Here is a 21,443-nt window from a genome sequence, read left to right on the forward strand (position 1 = left end):
CTAATATTAATTAAACTCGAATTGGTAGATTAGATCTAATGTTTGCGCAATACCAGAAGCTGCTTCGACATATAAATTTGGCAATAAACGATAGCGCAAGGTAAATGTTGCTAGTGAGTCGAATATACCTACACCATATTTTAATTGTAAATGAGGTAATATATAACCACTTACTACCACTTTTGAATTATTACCTGCCCCTTGAGTGTCTAAAGAAAGATTCTTGATGCCAAATGCATTACCAATATCACCGATGAATTGTCCTGTTTTTGCGGTTCCAACACCAACTAAAAACGCTGTCATCATATCATTATCGCTTTGATCAGAACTATCAAGACCTTGACCTCGAATTAGGTAAGAAAGCGCTTCTTGTTGTGACATAGCTGGATCAGAGAAAATCTCAATTTTAGGATCTGTTGATGACCCCTTAACTCGAATACCTGCTGTAATATTACTGTTATCTATGGAATCAGGATTACGAATGGCTTCTATATCTAACATAGCTTGATCTGTTGGACCAGAAAAAGTGATAATCCCTTTGTTAATGATTAGGTCTTGCCCATAAGCATGAAATCGTCCATTAGGAATTAATATTTCACCATGTAAATCTAGTCCTTTATTTGTCTGTGTCGCAATGAGTTTACCTTTTAATGAGGCTTGCAAACCAAAGGCATCTACCGTTACTTTATCACCAATATTGATTTCAATATGACTATTTATTTTCATGCCAAATTTTTGAGCTTGAATCTGTTTGTGGTTTTGATCCAACATGACTTCATCAGGTGACACGTCAATACTTGATGGTGGAAGTGAATCAACGGTGATTTTGCCTTTAGGAATTGAAACTTTACCAAGAATTGTCAGTTCATCTTGGGTTGCTTCTATTTTAATATCTGGAATGACTGACATGACAATCATTGGCGGTACAGAGACATCCATGGCAGCACCATTAACATTTAATGTTGCTTGCCATTTTTCAAAATTATTCCAGCTAGCTTGACCATTAATATTAATGTTACCTGATTTAGTGGCCAAAATTCCTTTCATTGTCGAAGTTTTACCATTGAATTTAATATCAACCATAGCAGATTTGATATCGATTGGTAATTGGTTAGATTTTATGTCGCTATGTTTTAAATTGATACCGCCGATTAAGCTAGGATCCATTAATGAACCAGAAAATTTAACCATTCCATTGATGGCGCCATTAGCATATTCATCTTTACTCAATAGCGGATTAATAATTGCTAGGGCTAAATTATCAATATTGAGTTGACCACTTAAATCTTTTTTTCCAGTTGGATCATTTATGGATAGATCGCCATTTATTTTGCCTAATTTATTTAAACCAAAACGCCAATTTAATTTAGCCTGTTGTTCATTAAATTCAGCATTGATATTAAACAGGTCAAATGGAATTGGTAAAGCTTGATTGGTGATCATCTGTTTAACAAAAACTTTATTGCTAGTTATATTGGCTTTAATACTCGGAATTTTGCTAGCATCGTCGAATTTAATATCTGCTTTGCCATTAATAAAACCATCAATTTTAGTTTCACCATCATTGGGAATAGGTAATTTGGCAAGATCAATATCTTTTAATGTAATAGATGTCTGGTTATTGTTAGCTATTGATAATGATTTATCTAAACAGATACTAGAATTATTGCTACGCCAACAATGTGCCCCTATTGTTGGAACGTGGTTAGTTAAATCATATGATAGAGAAATAGGTTTAGCTAATTGCCAACGATTATTATTAGCTAATGTAAGTAAACTATGCGGTATACTTGCGGTCCAATTATTATGTTGTTTATCTAATTGTCCATTTAATGTTGTTGCCATCGATAATGGATTACCTTCAAAATTTATATTTAAAGAGTGACGAGCTTCATTGCCTGATAGTTCAATATTAGCTTTTTTAATACTTTGGTTAGCGATATCGATATTTTGACCAATTAGCTTCAATTGTCCACTAAGTTGATCTGTGTATTGGATTTTGCCTGATAGATTGGCTTTCGCGATTGAAATATTTTCATAAGTTAAGTTGCCGATATTGATATTACTTTCGATAACTGGTGAAGTTTTACTACCTGTCATCTTGACATTACCAATAATTGTGCCACTTAAATTATCAACCAATAATGATAAAGTCGTTAAATTAAGTTGGCTATTTAAATTTCCTTTATCCGTTGATCCATTAATATTTAATTGATTTTTACCCCAAAGTAGAGATAAATTTTTTGCTGATAGCGTACGATTAGAATCAACAAATAGGTCACCATTAGCTGAAAAATTAGCTTGTTTTATGTTACCTTTTAATTGTATATCAGGAATATTTAATTGCCATAAATCACCTTCGAGCATACCCGAAGTTTTTAGTTGGCCGGCTAAGCGAATAGGGAAGGTTGGTAACTCTTTAATAATATCGACATTATTAAGGTTAATACTCGCATCCCATTTAAGTGCAGTTTGCCAATCTAGTTGGCCAGTAAGATTAATATCGCCTTGCGGAAACTTGATATTGGCATGGTCGAAAGAGGCAGATTGGTTGGTCCCAGCACCAACAATATCAACAGACGTATCAGGTAAGCCATCTCCCTTAATCAAACCTTTAGCTAGCATATTATATTTTTGCGCATTACCATTTAAGCTTATAGCAAAATTATCTAACTGATATTGTGGATCTCCTTCAATTGGCCATTGAATATGTTTACCGTCTAATTTTGTTATTAAAGGCAAATATTTCTCAATAAAATTGATTTGTCCCTCAATGGTAATTTGATTCAGACCAGCAATATTAGTATAAGTAAATAATTTACCTAATAAGTTTCCTGAAAACTGTCCATTAAGATGATTTTTTTCTGTATCGACCTTAACTGAAGCTAAAATAGGCCAATTATCGCCAAGTGTAATTTCACCAGATAAATAGGCATGTCCATTGACATAAGGCGTTGTTGCATTAGTGTCCACATGTTTGACCATAATATGATTATTAATCATCTCGGTTTTTATATTCACTTGGTTAAAATGATAATCTTGCCCAGCTATATGTAATAACCAATTATTTCCGCTTAAACTTGTGACATTAATATCGAGTGGAATACTAACCTGTGGTAGTGAATTTATCAAAGGTTGATTAAATAGTTGCTTAATTTTTTGATCAAGTGCTAAATCGTCTTCAAATTTGTTGTTAGAGTTTTTTGCAGGGTGATCTGCAAACATTGCCTGTAAATCCATAGCAACAGCCGGGAATACATAGATTTTTTCGTTGACCCAGTTAGCTTTTCCTGTAAAGTTTGACATACCAAATTGCATATCATTAACTTTTACATTGACATCGGAAATATGGGTTTGTTTTAACTCAATAGGTAATGGCGTTTTAATTATTCGTCGTTTTTCTGATGTTGGTTCATCAGGTGAAAGTTGCAATTCATTAGTATTGATTACAACATTAACTCCATCAGCATCAAATTGTTTAACACAAATTTTTGTTTGTATTAAACATAAACCAGACAATTTGAATGTTGCATCTTTTACCTGTACATTGACACCAGGTAGTTCAAGTGACAACCCTTTAATATGTAAATCATGGAATGTACCTTCAACTTGGGCTATTTTTAATTCAGGTAAAAATTTATTAAGAATATAGGTAGTTAGCTTTACACCTAAAGATGTGTAAATCATTAAGATTGTAAAAGTGATAAGGAAAACAAAAATGGAAAGCACTACAATGCTGCGTTTTTTCCATTTACGTATTCGTTTTATTTTTTCAACCTTTTTTGCTCTTATTGGATTTTTTGCCATTTTATAATTCGCTTCCTAAACCAATATATAGATGTATTGAGCCTTTATCTTTTCTATTTAGTGGTGTTGCTAAATCAAATTTAATTGGACCGACAGGTGAAGCCCATCGAATACCCAAGCCGGTACCAGTATAAAATTTAGCTGTATCGACTTTATCTATTGCTTCACCAGTATCAACAAAAGCAGCACCCCACCAAGAGCCAGTTAAGTTATATTGATATTCGGCTGAGCCTGTGATCATTTTTGAAGCACCTTTAAGCTTACCTTTTTTATCTTTAGGTGAAATAGATTGATAACTGTATCCTCGAATACTGCGATCGCCACCAGCAAAAAATCTAAAAGAAGGCGGCACTCGATCAAAGTTACTAGCTTGGATAATGCCAAAATTACCTCTGGCTATAAAACGATGTGATTGTTTTATTGAACGAATCCAAGTTTGTTGAGCTTGAAAACGGACTAAATTAATATCAGAGCCTAACGATTCCGCTGCCCCTTCAACTGAATAACGTTGAGAATCACCCCACATCGATAATAGCTTACCGTCATTACGAATACGTGAAATACTTAGTGATGGATAGTATAAAAAGGTCTTGAACTTTGCATCCCCTTGAGTAAAATCATCACGCAACATATTAAAACCAAGAGCAGTTTGCCAACCGTCAAAATTATCCCAATTACGCAAAGCACCTAAAGTATACGAACGTGAATAAGTGTCGTTATTATCAATTTTTTTATAACCACCTTGAATGGTATAATACTGTTCAATAGGCGATTTTTTTAAAGGTATTTTGTAGCTCATTGTAATAATTTGCTCTGGTGATGAGAGCGATAAACTACTTTGAAAACTATGTCCTTTACTATTGATCCAAGGTTTATTCCAGCCAATTTTGCCATGCACGCCATTATCTGTTGAAAAACCTAAACCCAGATCCATAGCATTTTTTTTACGAGGAGTGGTAACAACATCAATTGGTAGAGCTTTATCTGCAGTTAGATGTGGAAAATCTGGTGTAACAACTACAGAGTTAAACCAGTTTGTCGAACTTAGTCGTCGATTTAATAATGACAACTGTTCAGCCGAATATTCATCACCTTCTTTAAAAGGTACGATATTGGCAAGATAATCTTGGCGAATTTTAGCCTCAGGAAATTTAACCATACTAAACTTATACCGTTTACCAGTATCAAAATCGATATTCCAAAATGCTTGATGGTCGTATTTAGATACGGCTAATTGATGGGTTGGCATTACTGCATCAAAATAGCCTTTTTTTAATGACAAGCTTTCTAAGCCTTTTTTAAATGCTTCATAAGTGCCGTGATTTAAAATTTCACCAATTTTAGGTAGTTGTTTAGCTAGTAACTCTTGAAAATCTTTATCTTGTTTACCTTCGCCATTGATATTGATATTTAATTGTTTAATTCTAACCGGTTCACCAGGCGATATTTTAACAACGAGGACTTTAGGATCACTTTCGTCATAATTAAAAGTAGGAGAATAATAACCTAATGCTCGAAGTGCTTTTTGTGCTTCACTTTCAAAATATCGCTTAAAATTAGGCGAATTATTAATTTTATCTGATGTGATTAACGAAATGCGTGCATCGACATTTTCCGCAAGTTCTCCCGATAATCCTTTAATTGATAACTTCATATCAGCATAACTTGATGCAGTCGTTACCATTAAAAGTACGCATAATGAGCGAGAAAATCGTGACACATACACCTCGATAAAGTTTAGGATTCAAGTAATTTTACATGTCCAATATATGGTAAATGGCGATAATGCTGAGCATAATCTATACCATAACCCACTACAAACTCGTCAGGAATTGAAAAACCGATATATTTTACTGGTACTGCAACTTCACGACGTGAAGGTTTATCTAATAATGTACAAATCTCGATACTACGAGGATGACGTAGTTTTAAAATAGCCATTACCTTGCTAAGAGTATTGCCGGTATCAATAATATCTTCAACAATCAGCACATCTTTGTCACGAATATCTTCGTCTAAATCTTTTAAAATTTTGACATCTCTATTACTTACCACGGCATTGCCATAACTTGAGGCAGTCATAAAGTCGACTTCGTGACCAACACTAATTGCTCGGCTTAGATCAGCCATAAAGATAAAAGAACCTCTTAACAAACCAACTAAAATAAGCTCATTTTGACTGCTTGCATAATCTTTACTTATCTGTTGACCTATTTCATTTACCCGCTTTTGGATATCTTCAGCAGATATCATGGTTTCTAATGTATGTTTTTTCATTAATAATGCTCAGTATATATCTTAAAAAATCAGAACAGATTTTAGCAATTTTCACAGGTAAAAAGAATAACTAAGCAAATTTTTTATCAAAAATTAAAAAATGATTTATAGAATACATTTTTAAATATTAAGTCAATCGTTAACTGTACTATGACAAGAGTGTTTATTTTGTTTTATTTCTAAACGCCGTTTTTTGAAAAAGTTGCTTAACATTGAGCTACATTCACTAGCTAAAACACCACTAGTTATTTGGGCAAAATGATTAATGCCCGTTCTGGAAAGAATATTGATATAAGAACCAGCTGCACCGGTTTTATAATCACTAGCACCATACACTACACGCTTGATTCGACTATGTATAATAGCACCAGCACACATAATACAAGGTTCAAGAGTAACATACAATGTTGTATTGACTAAACGGTAGTTGTGTAAAAATTGACCTGCTTGTTCAATTGCCATGATTTCTGCATGAGCAGTTGGGTTATGTTTAATAATTGATTGATTAAAACCTTCACCAATAAGTTGTCCGTTTTCATCAACAATTACTGCGCCGACTGGAATTTCTCCTATAGATTCAGCGCATTTAGCTAATTCTAATGCATGACGCATCCAAATTTCATCTGTCATGCTTTAACATTATAAATTATTTAGATTAAGTACATCACGCATATCATAAAGTCCAACTGGTTGCTTAGCAAGCCATAATGCAGCACGTACTGCTCCATTAGCAAATGTCATTCGGCTTGAAGCTTTATGACTAATTTCAACTCGTTCTCCAACATCAGCAAAAATTGCGGTATGTTCACCGACAATATCACCAGCTCGAATAGTGGCAAAACCAATTGCCCCTTTTGGTCTTTCTCCAGTATGGCCTTCTCGGCAATAAACTGCACGCTCGTTTAAGTCACAACCAAGTGCATCAGCAATAGCTTCGCCCATAGCAAGTGCGGTACCTGATGGGGCATCAACTTTATGACGATGATGAGCTTCGATAATTTCGATATCAGTATAATCCCCCATAATTTGGGTGGCTTTTTCAAGTAATTTAAGTACTAAGTTAACACCAACACTAAAGTTTGCGGCAAATACAATGGCAATTTGTTGTGCGGCATTAGCAATTGCCTGTTTACCAGCTTCATCAAAGCCTGTTGTGCCGATTATCATCATTTTCTTATTTTCGACACAAAAAGTTAAATGTGCTAGGGTTCCTTCTGGACGAGTAAAATCAATTAATACATCAAACTGATCTTTTGCTTTGGCTAAATTATCTGTAACTTTTACACCACACAGTCCAATACCAGCAAGCTCACCAGCATCATTACCTATCAATGATGATCCTTCTCTTTCGAATGCAGCGCCTAAAGTCACTCCTTCAATTTGCGATACCGCTTGAATGAGTTGACGACCCATTTTACCTCCAGCGCCAGCAATAGCGATGCGAATCATATTTGTTGACATATAACTTTCCTTACATTATTACCTAATACACATAAACAAATATTATAGCGGAAAACCATCAAGTTATATACCAGCTAAAAGGTAAAATGTTATACTTTGCTGGTGATTTTTTATAATAAATATAGGATACCTTATGCGTTGTAAATGGTATTTTGGATGGAACATTGTGATTGCAGCAGCGTTGTTAACGCTGCTATCTAGCGGATTACGGATGAGTATGGGGGTATTCTTTCTACCTATCGCCAACGACCTACAGTTTAGTCGTAGTACTTTATCGAGTATTATTGCTATTGGTATGCTATTTTCTGGAATCGCGATGCCAATAGCCGGTTATTTAGTTAGCAAATATGGAACACGCTTTGTATTATTATTAGGTTCACTAATTATTATTATTTCGTCTGTTTGGGCCGCTAATATAACTGATTATTTGAATTTTTTATTATCCTTTGGTATAGCGTTATCTTTTGGTACCTCGTTTGTTGGTTCGGTAAGTTTTACGCCGATTGTTGTTCGTTGGTTTAGCAAACATCGTGGCTTGGCTTTATTTATCTTATCAAGTGGTAGTATGGCTGGCATTGCGGTTATGCTACCTGTATTTGCTTATTTTATTCCGCTTTATGGATGGCAAACTACATTAATAGCATTTTCACTATTTTTTATGTTGTTAGCTTTACCGATAGCGCTTTTTATTATGAAAGATAAGCAAAGTGATATAGATACAACTGAACATAGTCAAAATATAAGACCAGAAATGACGTTAACTCAGGTATTAAAAACTCGACCGTTTTGGTTGCTTAGTTTTGGATTATTTACTTGTGGATTTAGTATGAATTTACTTGGTACTCACGGTGTACCTATGTTAATGGATCATGGTTTTGATTCAATAACCAGTTCTTCTGCACTAGGCTTAATTGGTTTGGTGGCAATATTTAGTACATTAGTACTCGGCTATATTTCAGATATTGTGCCACGAAAGTTTGTTTTAGCTATGATCTATTTTGTTCGAGGGATAGGATTTATAGCATTAGTTATTGCAGCAACGCAATGGCAACTCTATACCATAGCCTTAATAGGTGGATTAGTTTGGGCTGGTGCTTTATCTTTATCAAGTGCCATTTCTGCTGATATCTATGGTGTAAAAATTGTTGGTTTACTTTCTGGTTTAACTTACCTTGGTCACCAAATTGGCGCAATGATTGGTTCGTGGTTGGGTGGATGGGCCTATGATACATGGCATAATCACTTTATTGCCTTTGGTATAGCCAGTGCTTTATTATTGTTAGCTGCGTTATGTACCTGCTTATTACCTAAAATTTACAATAGTTAATTCTGACAATAATGGACGCAAGGGCGTCCATATTTTTTTATAGAACTTTTAATAATTCAACATCGAAAATTAAAGTACTATATGGGGGGATTGACGCGCCAGCACCTTGAGATCCATAAGCTAATTCTTGAGGAATATATAATCGCCATTTTGAGCCTTCTGGCATTAATTGTAACGCTTCCACCCAGCCTCGAATAACACCATTAACAGGGAATTCAGCTGGTTGACCTCGTTCAATAGAGCTATCAAATACAGTACCATCAATTAGCTGTCCAGTATAATGAACTTGCACTCGGTCAGTTGCTTTTGGATATGCACCAGTACCTTGTTTAAGTACTTCGTATTGTAAACCTGATTCAGTTGATTTTATGTTATCTTTTTTAAGATTTTCAGTTAAAAAGTCTTTTCCTGCTTGGGCAATTTTTTCTGCTTGTTTTGCTTTTTCTTTAGAAGCTTGTTCATGAACGTGGCGAAGAGCATCATGCAATTCTTGTAAAGGTAAAGCTGGTTGGTTACCACTTAATACATCTTCCATAGCTAATTTTAATGCATTAAGTTCTAAATTGCTTAATCCTGACTCTTTTAGTTGTTGGCCAATTTGTAATCCAATTGCGTAACTTGCTTTTTGCTCAATGGTATCTAATTTCATTTTTTACCCGTCATTTGTTGATATAAAGTTGCTTATTATAGTGCATTACGATTAAAGATAAGAAGAAAAATATCAGCTCTTGTTAATTATCATCAAGATAACAATGCTTTTAAGTATAAATTTATAGAAGAATTTATTATTTTTTCTAGCGCTTAGTTAAAATATCAGCGATAATATATTCTATTGTATTTTTGAATGGATGATTTTAAATGCCGTTTCGTAAATCTATTTCGCTTGCTATTGTGGCCGGTATGTTACTAACTGGTTGTTCTCTTGTTGATCGTTGGGTTTATCGACCTGATATCAATCAAGGTAATTATGTAACAAAAGATGCAATAGAATTATTACAAGTTGGTCAAAGCAAAGAACAGGTGGTGTTTATTATGGGATCACCAATGTTAACCTCTTCTTTTGGGGGTAATGTTTGGTATTATGTTTTCCGCCAACAGCCACAACATGGTAATGTAAGTCAGATTACTTATGCCGTTTATTTTGATGAGATGGGCATAGTGAAAGATATTAAAACCTCTACATTAGAAGGTTCTTTATCATTAGAAGAAATGAACCAACAAGAAATTTCAGATCCTATTGAAATAAAATCAGAAGACGATAATGATCATTTACCTACTCAACAATCGTCTGAAGTTTCATCAGAAGGTGAATCAGAATAAAATTCAAAAAAAACCTCGTTATAATAACGAGGTTTTTTATATCTATGTTTAATCAATATTAAATTCGATTAAATCGGTCTATTAGTAGTGACCACCAATAGAAGAAATAAGAGCTACTATAAGAATCATATAAATAATGAAAAATATAATTGAACAAATAAAAGCAATTAATGAAAACTTCCAATAGCCATGTAAATTTTCAATAGCTTCAATAAGATTTCGTTCATTATCAAAATTTGCAGCCATACTAAATGTGCTGCCTGATTTGAATAGTTTTACGCCAGCTAAAATTACCGGAATACCGACGATAGCAGATATGATCCCTAAACAAGATAAGGCGCCGATAATTATCATTATAACTCCATAGATTTGTTGCATTATTGCTATAAATCTCATCTGTTTTTTTAGCAATTCAGTTGAAGTAATGGTAATACTTTTTGGTTGGTTAAAATCCATATTTATTCCCTATATTATATATTGTTGTACTATTAAAAAATGGCAGATAGAATAACATTTTATTTTTTTATGTCGAGGCTAATTTGCAAAAAAAATCTATATTAAATCGTTTTTCTATAGCTCCCATGTTGGATTGGACTGATAAACATTGTCGTTATTTTCATCGTATATTGACCAAACAAACCTTACTCTATACCGAAATGGTCACTACCGGCGCAATTTTGTATGGTAAAGGCGATTATTTAGCTTTTAATAGCCAAGAACATCCTTTAAGCTTGCAACTGGGTGGAAGTGATCCTATTGCATTGGCTGAATGTGCAAAATTAGCTGAGCAGCGAGGATATGATGAAATTAATCTTAATGTCGGTTGTCCTTCTGATCGTGTACAAAACGGCATGTTTGGTGCCTGTTTAATGGCAAAAGCTGATTTAGTTGCAAATTGTATTGATGCCATGCAAAATGCTGTCAGTATTCCTGTAACGGTAAAAACACGTATTGGTATTGATCATCAAGATAGTTATGGCTTTTTAGGTGAATTTATTGAAAAAGTCATGCCTCATACGGAAACATTTATTGTACATGCTCGTAAAGCTTGGCTTTCCGGACTCAGTCCCAAAGAAAATCGCGAAGTGCCACCACTTGATTATGAGCGAGTTTATCAATTAAAACGTGATTATCCTCATCTAACTATCGCCATAAATGGCGGAATTAAAACCATTGATGAAATCAAACAACATTTAACTTTTGTCGATGGTGTTATGATTGGTCGTGAAGCTTATCAAAATCCTATTTTACTGACGCAAATTGATCAACAAATCTTTGGTTCTGATGTTCCAAGTCCTGATCCAATAGCGGCAATACAAGCACTTTATCCTTATATTGAAACCCAGTTAACTCAAGGCGCTCAACTCAATCATATTATGCGTCATACCTTAGGTATCTTTAGCGGTAGAAAAGGGGCTAAACAGTGGCGACGCTATTTGAGTGAAAACGCCCATAAAAAAGGGGCAGGAATAGAAGTTGTTGAACAGGCATTAACTTTTATTCAATAGCAACAAATGTTATGAAATGTTTCGAAGCATGGCTGGATTGCGCATGCTTGATAGTTCAGTATATACTAGCGAACAATTTTACTTAGGGTTCTCTTTTGTGCGTTTAAATTCAAGTCAACAACAAGCTGTCGAATATGTTTCAGGGCCTTGTCTGGTACTAGCTGGTGCAGGTTCAGGTAAAACTCGAGTAATTATTAATAAAATCGCTTATTTAATTCGGGTAAAAGAATATTTGCCTCGACATATTGTTGCTGTGACTTTTACTAATAAAGCTGCTAGGGAAATGAAAGAACGCATAGCCCAATCCTTGAGTAAACCAGAGGCAAGGGGGCTAAAAATTTCAACCTTCCATACCTTAGGATTAGATATTGTACGCCGAGAATATAAACATCTTGGTATTAAAGCTAATTTTTCACTATTTGATGATCATGATCAATTCGCATTGCTCAAAGAGCTTACCCAGCAATGGTTAGATGGTGATAAAGATCTTATTAATCAGTTACGTTCAACTATTTCGAATTGGAAGAATGATATTGTTGATTCAACCATTGCAATGGCGAGAGCGCAGACCAATAAAGAAAAGCTATTTGCTCACTGTTATCAACTTTATGAAAAGCAACTTAAAGCATGTAGCATATTAGATTTTGACGATCTTATTTTATTACCAACATTGTTATTAAAAACCAATGAAGAAGTCAGAGAAAAATGGCAAAACCGTATTCGTTATCTATTAATCGATGAATATCAAGATACTAATACCAGTCAATATGAATTTATTAAATTATTGGTAGGTAGCCGAGCTAAATTTACGGTGGTTGGTGATGATGATCAGTCAATTTACTCCTGGCGTGGTGCTCGTCCGAAAAATTTAGTTTTACTCAAGCAGGACTTTCCTCAACTAGAAGTGATTAAATTAGAACAAAATTACCGATCATCAGGAAGAATATTAAAAGTTGCTAATATTTTAATAGAAAATAATCCTCATATCTTTGAAAAGAAATTATTTTCCGAACTCGGTTATGGAGAACATCTAAAAGTCATTTCAGCCGATAATGAAGAACATGAAGCGGAAAAAGTGGTTAACGACTTAATCGGACATCGATTTGCTAATAAGAGCCAATATGGTCAATATGCCATTTTGTATCGAGGTAATCATCAATCTCGTTTAATTGAAAAAATGCTAATGCAATATCGAATTCCTTATCGAATTTCAGGCGGTACATCATTCTTTGCTCGAATTGAAATCAAAGATTTAATGGCTTATCTCCGTTTATTAACCAATCCTGACGATGATAATGCATTTATCCGTATTATTAATACCCCAAGACGTGAAATTGGACCAGTAACTATCCAAAAATTGGGAGAGTGGGCAAATCATCGCGGCGTTAGCTTATATCAAGCTAGTCATGATATGGGATTAACGGAATTACTTTCTGGTAAACGAATGGAAACATTACATTCCTTTATTCACTGGTTTGATTCATTGATTGAAAAATCACATCTAGAGCCGATGGCTGCCATTCATGAACTCTTACATGGTATTCATTATGAAAGTTGGATTTACGAAACTTCATCTTCGCCAACTGCTGGGCAAATGCGCATGCGTAATGTAGAACAGTTGGTGAGCTGGTTAAATGATATGTTACAGGGTGATGATATCGATGAGGGATTAACTTTAGAGCAGGCTGTAGCTAGATTTACCTTGCGTGATATGTTAGAGCGTAATGAAACAGAAGAAGAACTGGATCAAGTACAATTAATGACGTTACATGCCTCTAAGGGGCTTGAGTTTCCTTATGTATATTTAATCGGCATGTCCGAAGGGGTATTGCCACATCAAACCAGTATAGATGAAGACAATATTGAAGAAGAACGACGGCTTGCGTATGTAGGAATCACTCGAGCACAACGGGAATTAACTTTTTCATTTAGTCGACAGAGAAAACAATTTGGTGAAACAGTTTATGTAGAACCAAGTCGTTTTTTACTTGAACTTCCTCAAGACGATTTAGCATGGCAAGATCAGCGCCATGAATTATCACCTGAGAAAAAGATGCAACAAGGGCAAAGTCGTTTAGCTATGTTAAAAGCACAAATAGCCAATGCTAAATAAAAGACCAATATTTCAATTGAGATAAGACTGTCATTGAATTGCTATCATAGTTTATTATTAAATCTGACCAATCAGCAATAATATAAAAAAATTGAGGAAAGGGGTTTTTTAGGCTTAATAATAAATAAATTTTATTTATTTTTAACAAAATACCCGATTTTTCATTAGAAAAATTTTGAACATATCAATTATGTCATTAAATTGATGATATTTTGACTATATAATCTAATAATCCATTAAAAAGCATTGACGGATCAAAATAGCTTTATATAATACTCTGCGTTATATCAATTCTGCTACTCAATGTCTCCTTAGCTCAGCTGGATAGAGCAACGGCCTTCTAAGCCGTAGGTCACAGGTTCGAATCCTGTAGGGGACGCCATTCCAACAACGACCCAATCCGATTGAAGACGATTAAACCATTATTGAATAAGGTTTTATAACACAGTTAACACGACTGAGGGAGACCGAAAGCGATTGACAGCGACAATATCTTTGCGGTATTTTTACGGTATTTTCAATCTAAGTAACAAAAATACCGTAAGTTATGTTAACAATAAAAGCAATCGAATCAGCAAAACCCAAAGATAAACCATATAAGCTACCAGATTTTGAAAGTTTGTATTTATATATCACACCTTCAGGTACTAAATCGTGGCGGTTTGATTATCAATTTAACGGTAAAAGAAAAACATTAACAATTGGTAAATATCCTCATATAACTTTGCAAGAAGCCCGTAATGAAAAAGAGCTAGCTAAGCAACTGCTAGCACACGGCAAAGACCCGAGCTTTGAAAGAAAAAAAAGCGCTTTACTTGCAAATATTGAAAGCGACAATACTTTTAAGTCTATAGCTACAGAGTGGCACAACTCTAAAAAATCCACTTGGTCAAAAAAATATGCTAATGAGGTTATGACTATTTTTAATAGGGATATATTTCCATTTATTGGTAATGAAGCAATTAATAAAATAAAACCGCTTGAGATGTTAACAGTGTTAAAAGGAATTGAAAGTCGGGGAGCGTTGGAAATTGCTAAAAAAGCAAGGATGCGATGTAGTGAGGTTTTTAGATATGCAATTATTACTGGTAGGGCGGAAAACAACCCAGCGGCAGAATTATCGACGGCTCTTGCTAAAACCCAACCTAAAAATTTTCCATTCTTAGCAACTGATGCTGAAATGTCTGAATTTCTAAAAGCACTGAACGGCTATTCTGGTAATATTTTAACACGGTATGCGACCATGCTTTTAATATATACCGTTCCCCGGACTGTTGAACTAATTACTTTGAAGTGGACTAGCGTTAATTTTGATGAAAAAATTGCGATAGTTGATGCTGATGTAGTGAAAAAAGACAGAACTCATTTAATACCGTTATCAAGACAGGCATTAGACATCTTAAAATTCTTGCACCCAATCACAGGGCATGGTGAGTATGTTTTCCCCAACAGGAACAACCCTGATAAACCTATGTCCAACGGGGCAATTCTTCATGTAATACGCAGGATAGGTTTTGCCAACCGTGCAACAGGGCACGGCTTTAGGCATCAGTTTTCAAGTGTGTTAAATGAGCATGGTTTTAATAAAGATTGGATAGAGAAACAGCTAAATCATGAGGAGGGTAGTGTGCGAGGCATTTACAACCACGCACAATATTTGGAGGGTCGCAGAGAGATGATGCAGTGGTATGCTGATTATATCGATGGATTAACCGCATAATTGTTGCTCGGCGTATTCTTGCTGTTTTGCATTGCTAAAATTGATTAGTGTTGATAGGCGCCATCTTGGGTGCCTGCCAAGGTATAGATCAGGTTTTGGAAATTTATTTTTTGCAATCCATTTATCTAACGTAGATTCATCTACGCACACATATTCACAAACTTTAGTTTTGCTATAAAGTGGGTCTCCTATAAATGTATTATTCATTTTTATTTACTCCCTTTATTTTTGGATCGCAGTAAATTATTTTGTATTTATTTTTCATGATTTCCTCTTATTAAATTTATTAACAGCTAATTTCATTGATTGGGCTTTTCCAAACGAAATAACGGCTAGACATTGCTCATTAACACAGTAAAAAAATGGGATTTGATTTAATCCAGAAATCACGTCACAACTGTTACCACAAAACGGGCATTTTTTTAATTCTTTATTGCTCATAATCATTCCTACTTTAACACTAATTTATAAACCAAACTTTCAGCAGTTGGCTCAATAGGATAAACTTGCATAGATGCTTCTTTTGCCTTCTCCAGACACTCAATATCACCCGTTTCCACATTACAAATTAGGAATAGTTCATCAAACTTTTTAGTTGTGATGCCTAATTTCTCGCATAGACTTTGTGAGTAATTTAACAACATCAAAATACAACTATCATTACTTGGATGACATACGAAAAATGCACCTGACGGTAATTCTGATAAATGCTGTGGTTTGGGTTCAAGTAATGTTATTTTGTACATAATGCAATCCTACGTGTTAACTGGCTCAAACACTAATGAGCCCACAGGTTTAAGCTTATACACCATTACGTTCTCTGCTTCGGCTTTTGTGCAAAAATAAACCCAACCGCAAAACAATTCACAGTAATGGACTAATTCATCTAATACTTGCGGTTCACAATTCAATCGCTCATGTAAAAATGCTGGTTGAGTAACTACCATGTGAACTGTTCCGCCTAGCTTGTATGAAAACGGCGTACCGCATTTGAGTTCTGATAGTTTGACTTTTTCGGGTATGATTGTAGTGATCTTCATAATTTTTCCTTAGTTAGCCATTGTCCCTGACGGCTTTTGTTTTGACTAATTTAACAATGCATCTAACTCGTCTTGTAGCTCCTCGTAAAAATCTGTTCCACCGTTATAAAACATGCTAACAAAATCAATAGAACCATCGTAATTTTTAATGAATTTATTACCATAGCAGTGCTCACTTGCAACGTAATTATCAAATCTGTAGATTACATTTTTATAAAAACAATACTTAGGCAATCCATCCATATCATTAGATGAACATAGTAATATTAGCGATTCTTCAGTTGTCACATCCGTGATACCGTCATCATATAAATAAATTTCTATAGATGGCGCGGAATAACCTGTTAATTCATTTTCATAAACAAAATCCATGAATCCTTGATGACTTTTGATGGTTTTAACTGGCGTTAATTTACCTGCATGTAATTCTGTATAACTCATTTTGTTCTCCAGATATTAAGAGGCCACATTAAGCAGCTTCAATCATTAACATTGATTTGTCTAAATTTGCTAGTAGAGGGTCGTTAAGATTGAATTGATAAGATTTTTCGCCTTCAAACTCATCAATGACCCGTTTTTCTTCTGCCGAACAGTTTTGATATGTTTTCATAGCATAATCAGGTGGTAGCCATTGTCGCTGTTTGCTAACGTAAACGTTAAACCGTCTTAAAAGCGATTCGTCTTTGACATAAAAATGGCTCGTGCCTTTTTTAAACACTCTCACTTTGAACATTGAATTTTCAAAAAATGTATTATTTGTTAGTCCGTTTTTATAATTTTTATGCCAGTCGTTATATGCATCGGATAATTTAACTTCTGGATAAATACCATTATTAAAATAAACAAAAATTTTTTCGATATCGTTTAATTCTTCGATAGCTCTATAACTGGAGTATCTAGATAGATATAAACTTATAATTAAAATAAAACGGCGATTGATTTTGTAACCGTTATTCGACTTCCATCCATTGAATAAATAAATATTTTTTTGAGTTTCTGGGTACCAACTGCGCTCACAAGTGATTTCGTCAAATAATTCGAAAATTGCATTATTAAATAAATCATTTCCGTTATCTAACATATATTCATATAATGTATTGATATTATTATATGAAAATTCCATATCACTGAATCTATTGATGATATTATGAAAATTATAAACTTCTTTTGATGTTAATTTTCTTTTAAATTCATCTCTATTTAATAGTTTGTCCCAAAATCTTTTTTTAATTATTTTGTTTGCAGTTCTAATGGCATCTTGCGCTTTATATATTGAAAAATTTTCAGTAGTAGAGTCAGAAACTACGCCGATGTTAAATAACTCACGACAACCATACGAGGCTTTAAACATTGAGATACATGTATTAACGATTCTTTTCTTTAAATCATTATACTCATCCAATAAATCGTGGATGCTTTCTGTGCCATTGATATCCTTGACTTCTGACCCATCTTTTAAGTCGATATCTAAACTTTCTTTTTCGTAATCAGCACCAAAAACATCCTCAATATCTTGTTTTTTGATAATGTGAATTAATGCTACTTTAACATCCGTTTTACGTTCTGAATCGTCTGATGAAAAACTACCGTTTTCGTATGTTATAGTTGCATCCAATTCTGTTAGTTTTTGCACTAATATTTTTCTGTAATTTGAAAATGGATTTTTTATTGTCTCAGCATTTAGTATGCATAAAATTTCACCGTTAACAACATAGTTTAAGGCGTGTAATAGATGCTTATCTCCATCCTTGAATGGAGGGTTCATTATGATAAGGTCATATGTTTCGATTGAATCGAACTCAAGAAAATCACTACCAACAATTTTAATATTTGAATCATATCTGCTATCGTTATTTAGAGCACTTAATATACTGCAAAGATTTTTATCTGTTTCGCAACAGTTAAATACTATCGTTCGTTTGTCATAATAATCTAAATCAGACAGAAATGATTTTATTAAATCGCCTTTGCCTGCGCTTGGTTCCAGTATATTTCGGTATTTGGTTTTTTTGGAACTTAGCATTGAAAATAGTTTATCTGATAGACTCTTGGGTGTTGGGTAAAACTGATTATCTTTTTCTGGTAAGTGTTTCATGATTAAACTCACAATAAAAAACCGCTACAGAAGCGGTTGTGTTTAGTTAAGCATTTGATTTAAAATGGAATATCGTCATCAAAATCCATTGGTGGTTCAGGCATAGTTGGTTGACTTGCTGCTGGTTCATTTGTTGTTGAAGGACGTGATGTACTAGGAGCAGACGAAGTATTATTAGCACTTTGTCCCCAGTTTTGTGAACCATCATTAAAACTATCTCCTGAACGAGAGCCTAAAATTTGTAATGTTCCACCTACAGCATTGATCACTACTTCAGTAGAATAACGATCATTACCCGCTTGGTCTTGCCATTTACGAGTTTGCAATTGTCCTTCTAAATAAACTTGAGTACCTTTTTTAACATACTCGCCGACAATTTCTGCTAACTTACCAAATACAACAACGCGATGCCATTCGGTGCGATCTCGGTTTTCACCAGTTTGTTTATCTTTCCAAGATTCTGATGTTGCAACACTAAAATTAGCTACAGCGTTACCGTTTGGCATGTACCGAACTTCTGGATCTTGACCTAAATTCCCTACTAAAATGACTTTATTAATACCTCTATTTGCCATCGCTTATTCCTTCATATTTAAATTTGATTTTATTTGTGCCTGTATTTTTTCTATTTGAATTTTTAAACGAAAATTTACAGCCTGAATTGCATCAGATAGATTCATAAAAAACATATAATGCTTTTTATCAAAACAACTTTTACCACAATAGAACCTGTGCTCTGTGATTTTTGATATAATCAATCTCATCGGCTCTACAACTTCTTGAGATGCAAGCCACACTACATCACCAACCTTTAGCTTTTGCCATTCTTCTTCTGTAATCATGCCGTTACTCCTCAAATTTAATATCTTTTATTCCGTGCCCGTTTCCAACATAAGAATTACTGATTTTTCTGTATTTAAAAGGGGCACCCTCAACCTTCTCAAGTGCCTCTTCTTTTGTATCGGCTTCAACTTCAAATTGATGGGTGATTTCTACTAAATGCACAAACGTGCCTGTAAATGTAGTCATTATTAATCCTTATTTAACGCAATCAAATTATCCCCAAGCATTACTTTTAATGTTTCCCAATCAAGATCGGTTATCCTTGTCATTCCCTCATTAAATTGAATATATACATCCTCGCCGTTGATGAAAAAACATTCCACTTTGTTGATATTTAACAATGTACGTCCGTATTCTTTTGTTTGAACTTCTATAAATTTAGCCATTTTCTCGCTCCAATTTTTAATTTTGTATAGGTGTCACTCTGTCGCCATCGGCGTGACTACCGACAGGATTTGACTTGGCTTGTATATTTCAAATCAATGCGCTATCCCCCCCTAGTCGGAATCATCGCAAACATTAATTATCACCGCATATACCAGACGTTATTAAAAAACCGTCACTTGGACGGTTATGTGGTTTCTATTTGTTTGATACGCTCATCGAGTTCTTGCAGAAATTTGATAACTTCTGCTTCTATCTCTTGAGCTAATGCTTCGTCGTAATGAATTCGTATGCACCTAAAACTCAAATTATCTGGTAACCTATCGTCATAACTGACAAAATCACACCATTTTCGACCTGTACAAATCATCTGCCATTGCATCTGTAATATGTATTCACGTTTAGGTTTTAGCGATTGCATAAACTCTAAATGCGTCCATGTATTAGGGCATTTAATTTCAATTAGGCCATCATCATTTACTAACCCATCAGGGCTAGCACCTGCATTTTCGATTGTTGGGTGAGGAACAAAACCGACTTCAGTTACTGTTACATCAAATTGATTTAGGACATATATTTCTCTGGCAATGGGTTCTAATTCGGTACCTCGTTGCATTGCGGTATTAGAATAGGTTTCAGTTGGTGACTGGGTTAATCGTTCGCAGATTAATTGTGCCATGTAATTTTGGCGGGAAGTTGAATAACCGCTTTTAGTTTTCGCCATAACATCGCTGATTTTGCTTGCAGTAACTTTACCTAATCTTGCTGTAAACCAAGCATCTGTACGTTGCTCAATTTCGTTAGAATGGGTTGCTGTCATCTTGTTTTACCTCTGTAAATTCTGCATCGACTGGACACAAGCTTTTAATTCGTTCTTTTTCATCGTTACCAATGATTTTTCTGTCGTTTTGACTTAATGACATCCAAAATTCACCGAAAACCTCTAGTCCTTTTTGTGCGGCTTCTTCACACTGTTTTATTAATTCAGGTCGTCTATCATCTGATTGTTTGCCTGTATTAACCTCTGTCGCTGAACCCTCAATGATTCTTTCGGCTTCATCTTGATCATAAATACCAGCAAAACCAAACGCTAACCTTGCACACTGAATCATTGTTTTATGGCGCAACATCCTTTTAGGGTGAGTTTTCCATGGCTGAGCACTATCTCTTTTGCATTCTGACATCCACTCAGTTACTGAAATAGGATGTTTTCTATCTTTTCGATAGATTTTACATGTGCATTTTTCATCATCTTGTTCAAACTCCATTCCGTCAAATTGTGGATTCTGATTAATTATTCGTGCCCAGCCATCAACACCAACAATCGGCACAATACCATTTCGTGAATCTGGGAATGCATAGATTTCTTTTGTCCATGGGTTTAATGAATATTGGTTAGCAACAATTAAAAGTGCAGTTAATTGATCATCGTTAGCATTACTTTTAAATGCCGTGTTCTTTAGTACATCAAGAAGCCCCTCAGGACTTCCTAACTCTAATTTTTTTGATAATGTGAGAGTTAATTCACTTAATTTATTTCCACTCATT

The 21,443-nt window shown here is 34.5% G+C and carries 24 protein-coding genes and 1 tRNA gene; 6 read left to right on the plus strand and 19 right to left on the minus strand.

Translation table 11 applies throughout. From position 1 onward, the window contains the following. Positions 1–6: 6 nt before the first annotated feature. From H3T56_RS08570 to dapB, 5 genes are all read right to left on the minus strand, one after another. The gene (locus H3T56_RS08570) at positions 7–3,807 is read right to left on the minus strand and encodes a translocation/assembly module TamB domain-containing protein (protein ID WP_198192589.1); all 3,801 of its coding nucleotides are present in this window, start codon (positions 3,805–3,807) and stop codon (positions 7–9) included. A gap of 1 nt (position 3,808) precedes the next feature. Then, positions 3,809–5,491 (minus strand): autotransporter assembly complex family protein, encoded by a 1,683-nt coding sequence (locus H3T56_RS08575; protein WP_174564998.1) that lies wholly within the window; start codon positions 5,489–5,491, stop codon positions 3,809–3,811. Between the two features lie 53 nt (positions 5,492–5,544). Then, positions 5,545–6,084, minus strand: a complete 540-nt coding sequence (hpt, locus tag H3T56_RS08580; protein WP_065613159.1) for a hypoxanthine phosphoribosyltransferase — start codon at positions 6,082–6,084, stop codon at positions 5,545–5,547. 132 nt (positions 6,085–6,216) lie between these two features. Next, positions 6,217–6,714, minus strand: a complete 498-nt coding sequence (tadA, locus tag H3T56_RS08585) for a tRNA adenosine(34) deaminase TadA (protein WP_065651915.1) — start codon at positions 6,712–6,714, stop codon at positions 6,217–6,219. 9 nt (positions 6,715–6,723) lie between these two features. After that, positions 6,724–7,545 (minus strand): 4-hydroxy-tetrahydrodipicolinate reductase, encoded by an 822-nt coding sequence (dapB, locus tag H3T56_RS08590; protein ID WP_086356916.1) that lies wholly within the window; start codon positions 7,543–7,545, stop codon positions 6,724–6,726. Between the two features lie 133 nt (positions 7,546–7,678). Here dapB and H3T56_RS08595 point away from each other — a divergent pair, with 133 nt between their 5' ends. Further along, on the plus strand, positions 7,679–8,872 hold the full coding sequence (locus tag H3T56_RS08595; RefSeq protein ID WP_198192590.1) for an MFS transporter: 1,194 nt from the start codon (positions 7,679–7,681) through the stop codon (positions 8,870–8,872). A gap of 37 nt (positions 8,873–8,909) precedes the next feature. On the opposite strand, the gene H3T56_RS08600 is transcribed toward H3T56_RS08595, so the two are convergent. After that, positions 8,910–9,521, minus strand: a complete 612-nt coding sequence (locus H3T56_RS08600; RefSeq protein WP_065579150.1) for an FKBP-type peptidyl-prolyl cis-trans isomerase — start codon at positions 9,519–9,521, stop codon at positions 8,910–8,912. 209 nt (positions 9,522–9,730) lie between these two features. Between H3T56_RS08600 and bamE the strand changes: the two genes are divergently transcribed. Further along, the gene (gene bamE / locus H3T56_RS08605; RefSeq protein WP_065579149.1) at positions 9,731–10,192 is read left to right on the plus strand and encodes an outer membrane protein assembly factor BamE; all 462 of its coding nucleotides are present in this window, start codon (positions 9,731–9,733) and stop codon (positions 10,190–10,192) included. An 81-nt stretch (positions 10,193–10,273) separates the two neighbouring features. Here the strand turns inward: bamE and H3T56_RS08610 are convergent, their stop codons facing one another. Next, positions 10,274–10,648 carry a DUF5362 family protein gene (locus H3T56_RS08610; RefSeq protein WP_086356918.1) on the minus strand — a complete coding sequence of 125 codons (375 nt, stop codon included), beginning with the start codon at positions 10,646–10,648 and terminating at the stop codon, positions 10,274–10,276. 125 nt (positions 10,649–10,773) lie between these two features. On the opposite strand from H3T56_RS08610, the gene dusA reads away from it, so the two are divergent. From dusA to H3T56_RS08630, 4 genes are all read left to right on the plus strand, one after another. Next, a complete protein-coding gene (gene dusA / locus H3T56_RS08615) occupies positions 10,774–11,700 on the plus strand; it encodes a tRNA dihydrouridine(20/20a) synthase DusA (RefSeq protein ID WP_198192776.1) in 927 nt (308 codons plus the stop codon). 97 nt (positions 11,701–11,797) lie between these two features. Continuing rightward, a complete protein-coding gene (gene rep / locus H3T56_RS08620) occupies positions 11,798–13,813 on the plus strand; it encodes a DNA helicase Rep (protein ID WP_198192777.1) in 2,016 nt (671 codons plus the stop codon). Between the two features lie 305 nt (positions 13,814–14,118). After that, positions 14,119–14,195: transfer RNA gene (locus H3T56_RS08625), tRNA-Arg, on the plus strand. Positions 14,196–14,360: 165 nt separating this feature from the next. Beyond that, a complete protein-coding gene (locus tag H3T56_RS08630; protein ID WP_198192591.1) occupies positions 14,361–15,533 on the plus strand; it encodes a tyrosine-type recombinase/integrase in 1,173 nt (390 codons plus the stop codon). Here H3T56_RS08630 and H3T56_RS08635 read toward each other — a convergent pair. The 12 genes from H3T56_RS08635 to bet form a co-directional block, all read right to left on the minus strand. Beyond that, a complete protein-coding gene (locus tag H3T56_RS08635; RefSeq protein ID WP_198192592.1) occupies positions 15,522–15,740 on the minus strand; it encodes an AlpA family transcriptional regulator in 219 nt (72 codons plus the stop codon). The genes H3T56_RS08630 and H3T56_RS08635 overlap by 12 nt on opposite strands. Positions 15,741–15,794: 54 nt before the next feature. Continuing rightward, on the minus strand, positions 15,795–15,974 hold the full coding sequence (locus tag H3T56_RS08640; protein ID WP_198192593.1) for a Lar family restriction alleviation protein: 180 nt from the start codon (positions 15,972–15,974) through the stop codon (positions 15,795–15,797). 8 nt (positions 15,975–15,982) lie between these two features. Next, a complete protein-coding gene (locus H3T56_RS08645; RefSeq protein ID WP_110447346.1) occupies positions 15,983–16,279 on the minus strand; it encodes a hypothetical protein in 297 nt (98 codons plus the stop codon). Between the two features lie 9 nt (positions 16,280–16,288). Next, on the minus strand, positions 16,289–16,573 hold the full coding sequence (locus tag H3T56_RS08650; RefSeq protein ID WP_198192594.1) for a hypothetical protein: 285 nt from the start codon (positions 16,571–16,573) through the stop codon (positions 16,289–16,291). A gap of 45 nt (positions 16,574–16,618) precedes the next feature. Further along, positions 16,619–17,014 carry a hypothetical protein gene (locus H3T56_RS08655; protein WP_198192596.1) on the minus strand — a complete coding sequence of 132 codons (396 nt, stop codon included), beginning with the start codon at positions 17,012–17,014 and terminating at the stop codon, positions 16,619–16,621. A 28-nt stretch (positions 17,015–17,042) separates the two neighbouring features. Continuing rightward, a complete protein-coding gene (locus tag H3T56_RS08660; RefSeq protein WP_198192598.1) occupies positions 17,043–18,668 on the minus strand; it encodes a DUF4942 domain-containing protein in 1,626 nt (541 codons plus the stop codon). Positions 18,669–18,727: 59 nt separating this feature from the next. Further along, positions 18,728–19,243: a single-stranded DNA-binding protein gene (ssb, locus tag H3T56_RS08665; RefSeq protein ID WP_198192600.1), complete on the minus strand. Its 516-nt coding sequence runs from the start codon at positions 19,241–19,243 to the stop codon at positions 18,728–18,730. Between the two features lie 3 nt (positions 19,244–19,246). Continuing rightward, a complete protein-coding gene (locus H3T56_RS08670) occupies positions 19,247–19,510 on the minus strand; it encodes a hypothetical protein (RefSeq protein ID WP_198192602.1) in 264 nt (87 codons plus the stop codon). Positions 19,511–19,514: 4 nt separating this feature from the next. Continuing rightward, entirely contained in the window at positions 19,515–19,697 is a 183-nt protein-coding gene (locus tag H3T56_RS08675; protein ID WP_198192604.1) for a hypothetical protein, read from the minus strand. 2 nt (positions 19,698–19,699) lie between these two features. Beyond that, positions 19,700–19,897 (minus strand): hypothetical protein, encoded by a 198-nt coding sequence (locus H3T56_RS08680; RefSeq protein WP_198192605.1) that lies wholly within the window; start codon positions 19,895–19,897, stop codon positions 19,700–19,702. Between the two features lie 185 nt (positions 19,898–20,082). Continuing rightward, the gene (locus tag H3T56_RS08685) at positions 20,083–20,715 is read right to left on the minus strand and encodes a lambda exonuclease family protein (protein ID WP_198192608.1); all 633 of its coding nucleotides are present in this window, start codon (positions 20,713–20,715) and stop codon (positions 20,083–20,085) included. Further along, entirely contained in the window at positions 20,696–21,442 is a 747-nt protein-coding gene (gene bet, locus H3T56_RS11780; RefSeq protein ID WP_198192610.1) for a phage recombination protein Bet, read from the minus strand. Before bet ends, H3T56_RS08685 begins: the two co-directional genes overlap by 20 nt. Position 21,443 lies beyond the last annotated feature (1 nt).

It is taken from the genome of Gilliamella sp. W8123, from assembly GCF_016101085.1.
Taxonomy (GTDB): domain Bacteria; phylum Pseudomonadota; class Gammaproteobacteria; order Enterobacterales; family Orbaceae; genus Gilliamella; species Gilliamella apis.

What these genes read in the sequence shown, in the direction of transcription:
- H3T56_RS08570 (WP_198192589.1), bottom strand. Translation starts at nt 3,807, where the DNA reads ATGGCAAAAAATCCAATAAGAGCAAAAAAGGTTGAAAAAATAAAACGA.
- H3T56_RS08575 (WP_174564998.1), bottom strand. Translation starts at nt 5,491, where the DNA reads ATGGTAACGACTGCATCAAGTTATGCTGATATGAAGTTATCAATTAAA.
- hpt (WP_065613159.1), bottom strand. Translation starts at nt 6,084, where the DNA reads ATGAAAAAACATACATTAGAAACCATGATATCTGCTGAAGATATCCAA.
- tadA (WP_065651915.1), bottom strand. Translation starts at nt 6,714, where the DNA reads ATGACAGATGAAATTTGGATGCGTCATGCATTAGAATTAGCTAAATGC.
- dapB (WP_086356916.1), bottom strand. Translation starts at nt 7,545, where the DNA reads ATGTCAACAAATATGATTCGCATCGCTATTGCTGGCGCTGGAGGTAAA.
- H3T56_RS08595 (WP_198192590.1), top strand. Translation starts at nt 7,679, where the DNA reads ATGCGTTGTAAATGGTATTTTGGATGGAACATTGTGATTGCAGCAGCG.
- H3T56_RS08600 (WP_065579150.1), bottom strand. Translation starts at nt 9,521, where the DNA reads ATGAAATTAGATACCATTGAGCAAAAAGCAAGTTACGCAATTGGATTA.
- bamE (WP_065579149.1), top strand. Translation starts at nt 9,731, where the DNA reads ATGCCGTTTCGTAAATCTATTTCGCTTGCTATTGTGGCCGGTATGTTA.
- H3T56_RS08610 (WP_086356918.1), bottom strand. Translation starts at nt 10,648, where the DNA reads ATGGATTTTAACCAACCAAAAAGTATTACCATTACTTCAACTGAATTG.
- dusA (WP_198192776.1), top strand. Translation starts at nt 10,774, where the DNA reads ATGTTGGATTGGACTGATAAACATTGTCGTTATTTTCATCGTATATTG.
- H3T56_RS08630 (WP_198192591.1), top strand. Translation starts at nt 14,361, where the DNA reads ATGTTAACAATAAAAGCAATCGAATCAGCAAAACCCAAAGATAAACCA.
- H3T56_RS08635 (WP_198192592.1), bottom strand. Translation starts at nt 15,740, where the DNA reads ATGAATAATACATTTATAGGAGACCCACTTTATAGCAAAACTAAAGTT.
- H3T56_RS08640 (WP_198192593.1), bottom strand. Translation starts at nt 15,974, where the DNA reads ATGAGCAATAAAGAATTAAAAAAATGCCCGTTTTGTGGTAACAGTTGT.
- H3T56_RS08645 (WP_110447346.1), bottom strand. Translation starts at nt 16,279, where the DNA reads ATGTACAAAATAACATTACTTGAACCCAAACCACAGCATTTATCAGAA.
- H3T56_RS08650 (WP_198192594.1), bottom strand. Translation starts at nt 16,573, where the DNA reads ATGAAGATCACTACAATCATACCCGAAAAAGTCAAACTATCAGAACTC.
- H3T56_RS08655 (WP_198192596.1), bottom strand. Translation starts at nt 17,014, where the DNA reads ATGAGTTATACAGAATTACATGCAGGTAAATTAACGCCAGTTAAAACC.
- H3T56_RS08660 (WP_198192598.1), bottom strand. Translation starts at nt 18,668, where the DNA reads ATGAAACACTTACCAGAAAAAGATAATCAGTTTTACCCAACACCCAAG.
- ssb (WP_198192600.1), bottom strand. Translation starts at nt 19,243, where the DNA reads ATGGCAAATAGAGGTATTAATAAAGTCATTTTAGTAGGGAATTTAGGT.
- H3T56_RS08670 (WP_198192602.1), bottom strand. Translation starts at nt 19,510, where the DNA reads ATGATTACAGAAGAAGAATGGCAAAAGCTAAAGGTTGGTGATGTAGTG.
- H3T56_RS08675 (WP_198192604.1), bottom strand. Translation starts at nt 19,697, where the DNA reads ATGACTACATTTACAGGCACGTTTGTGCATTTAGTAGAAATCACCCAT.
- H3T56_RS08680 (WP_198192605.1), bottom strand. Translation starts at nt 19,897, where the DNA reads ATGGCTAAATTTATAGAAGTTCAAACAAAAGAATACGGACGTACATTG.
- H3T56_RS08685 (WP_198192608.1), bottom strand. Translation starts at nt 20,715, where the DNA reads ATGACAGCAACCCATTCTAACGAAATTGAGCAACGTACAGATGCTTGG.
- bet (WP_198192610.1), bottom strand. Translation starts at nt 21,442, where the DNA reads ATGAGTGGAAATAAATTAAGTGAATTAACTCTCACATTATCAAAAAAA.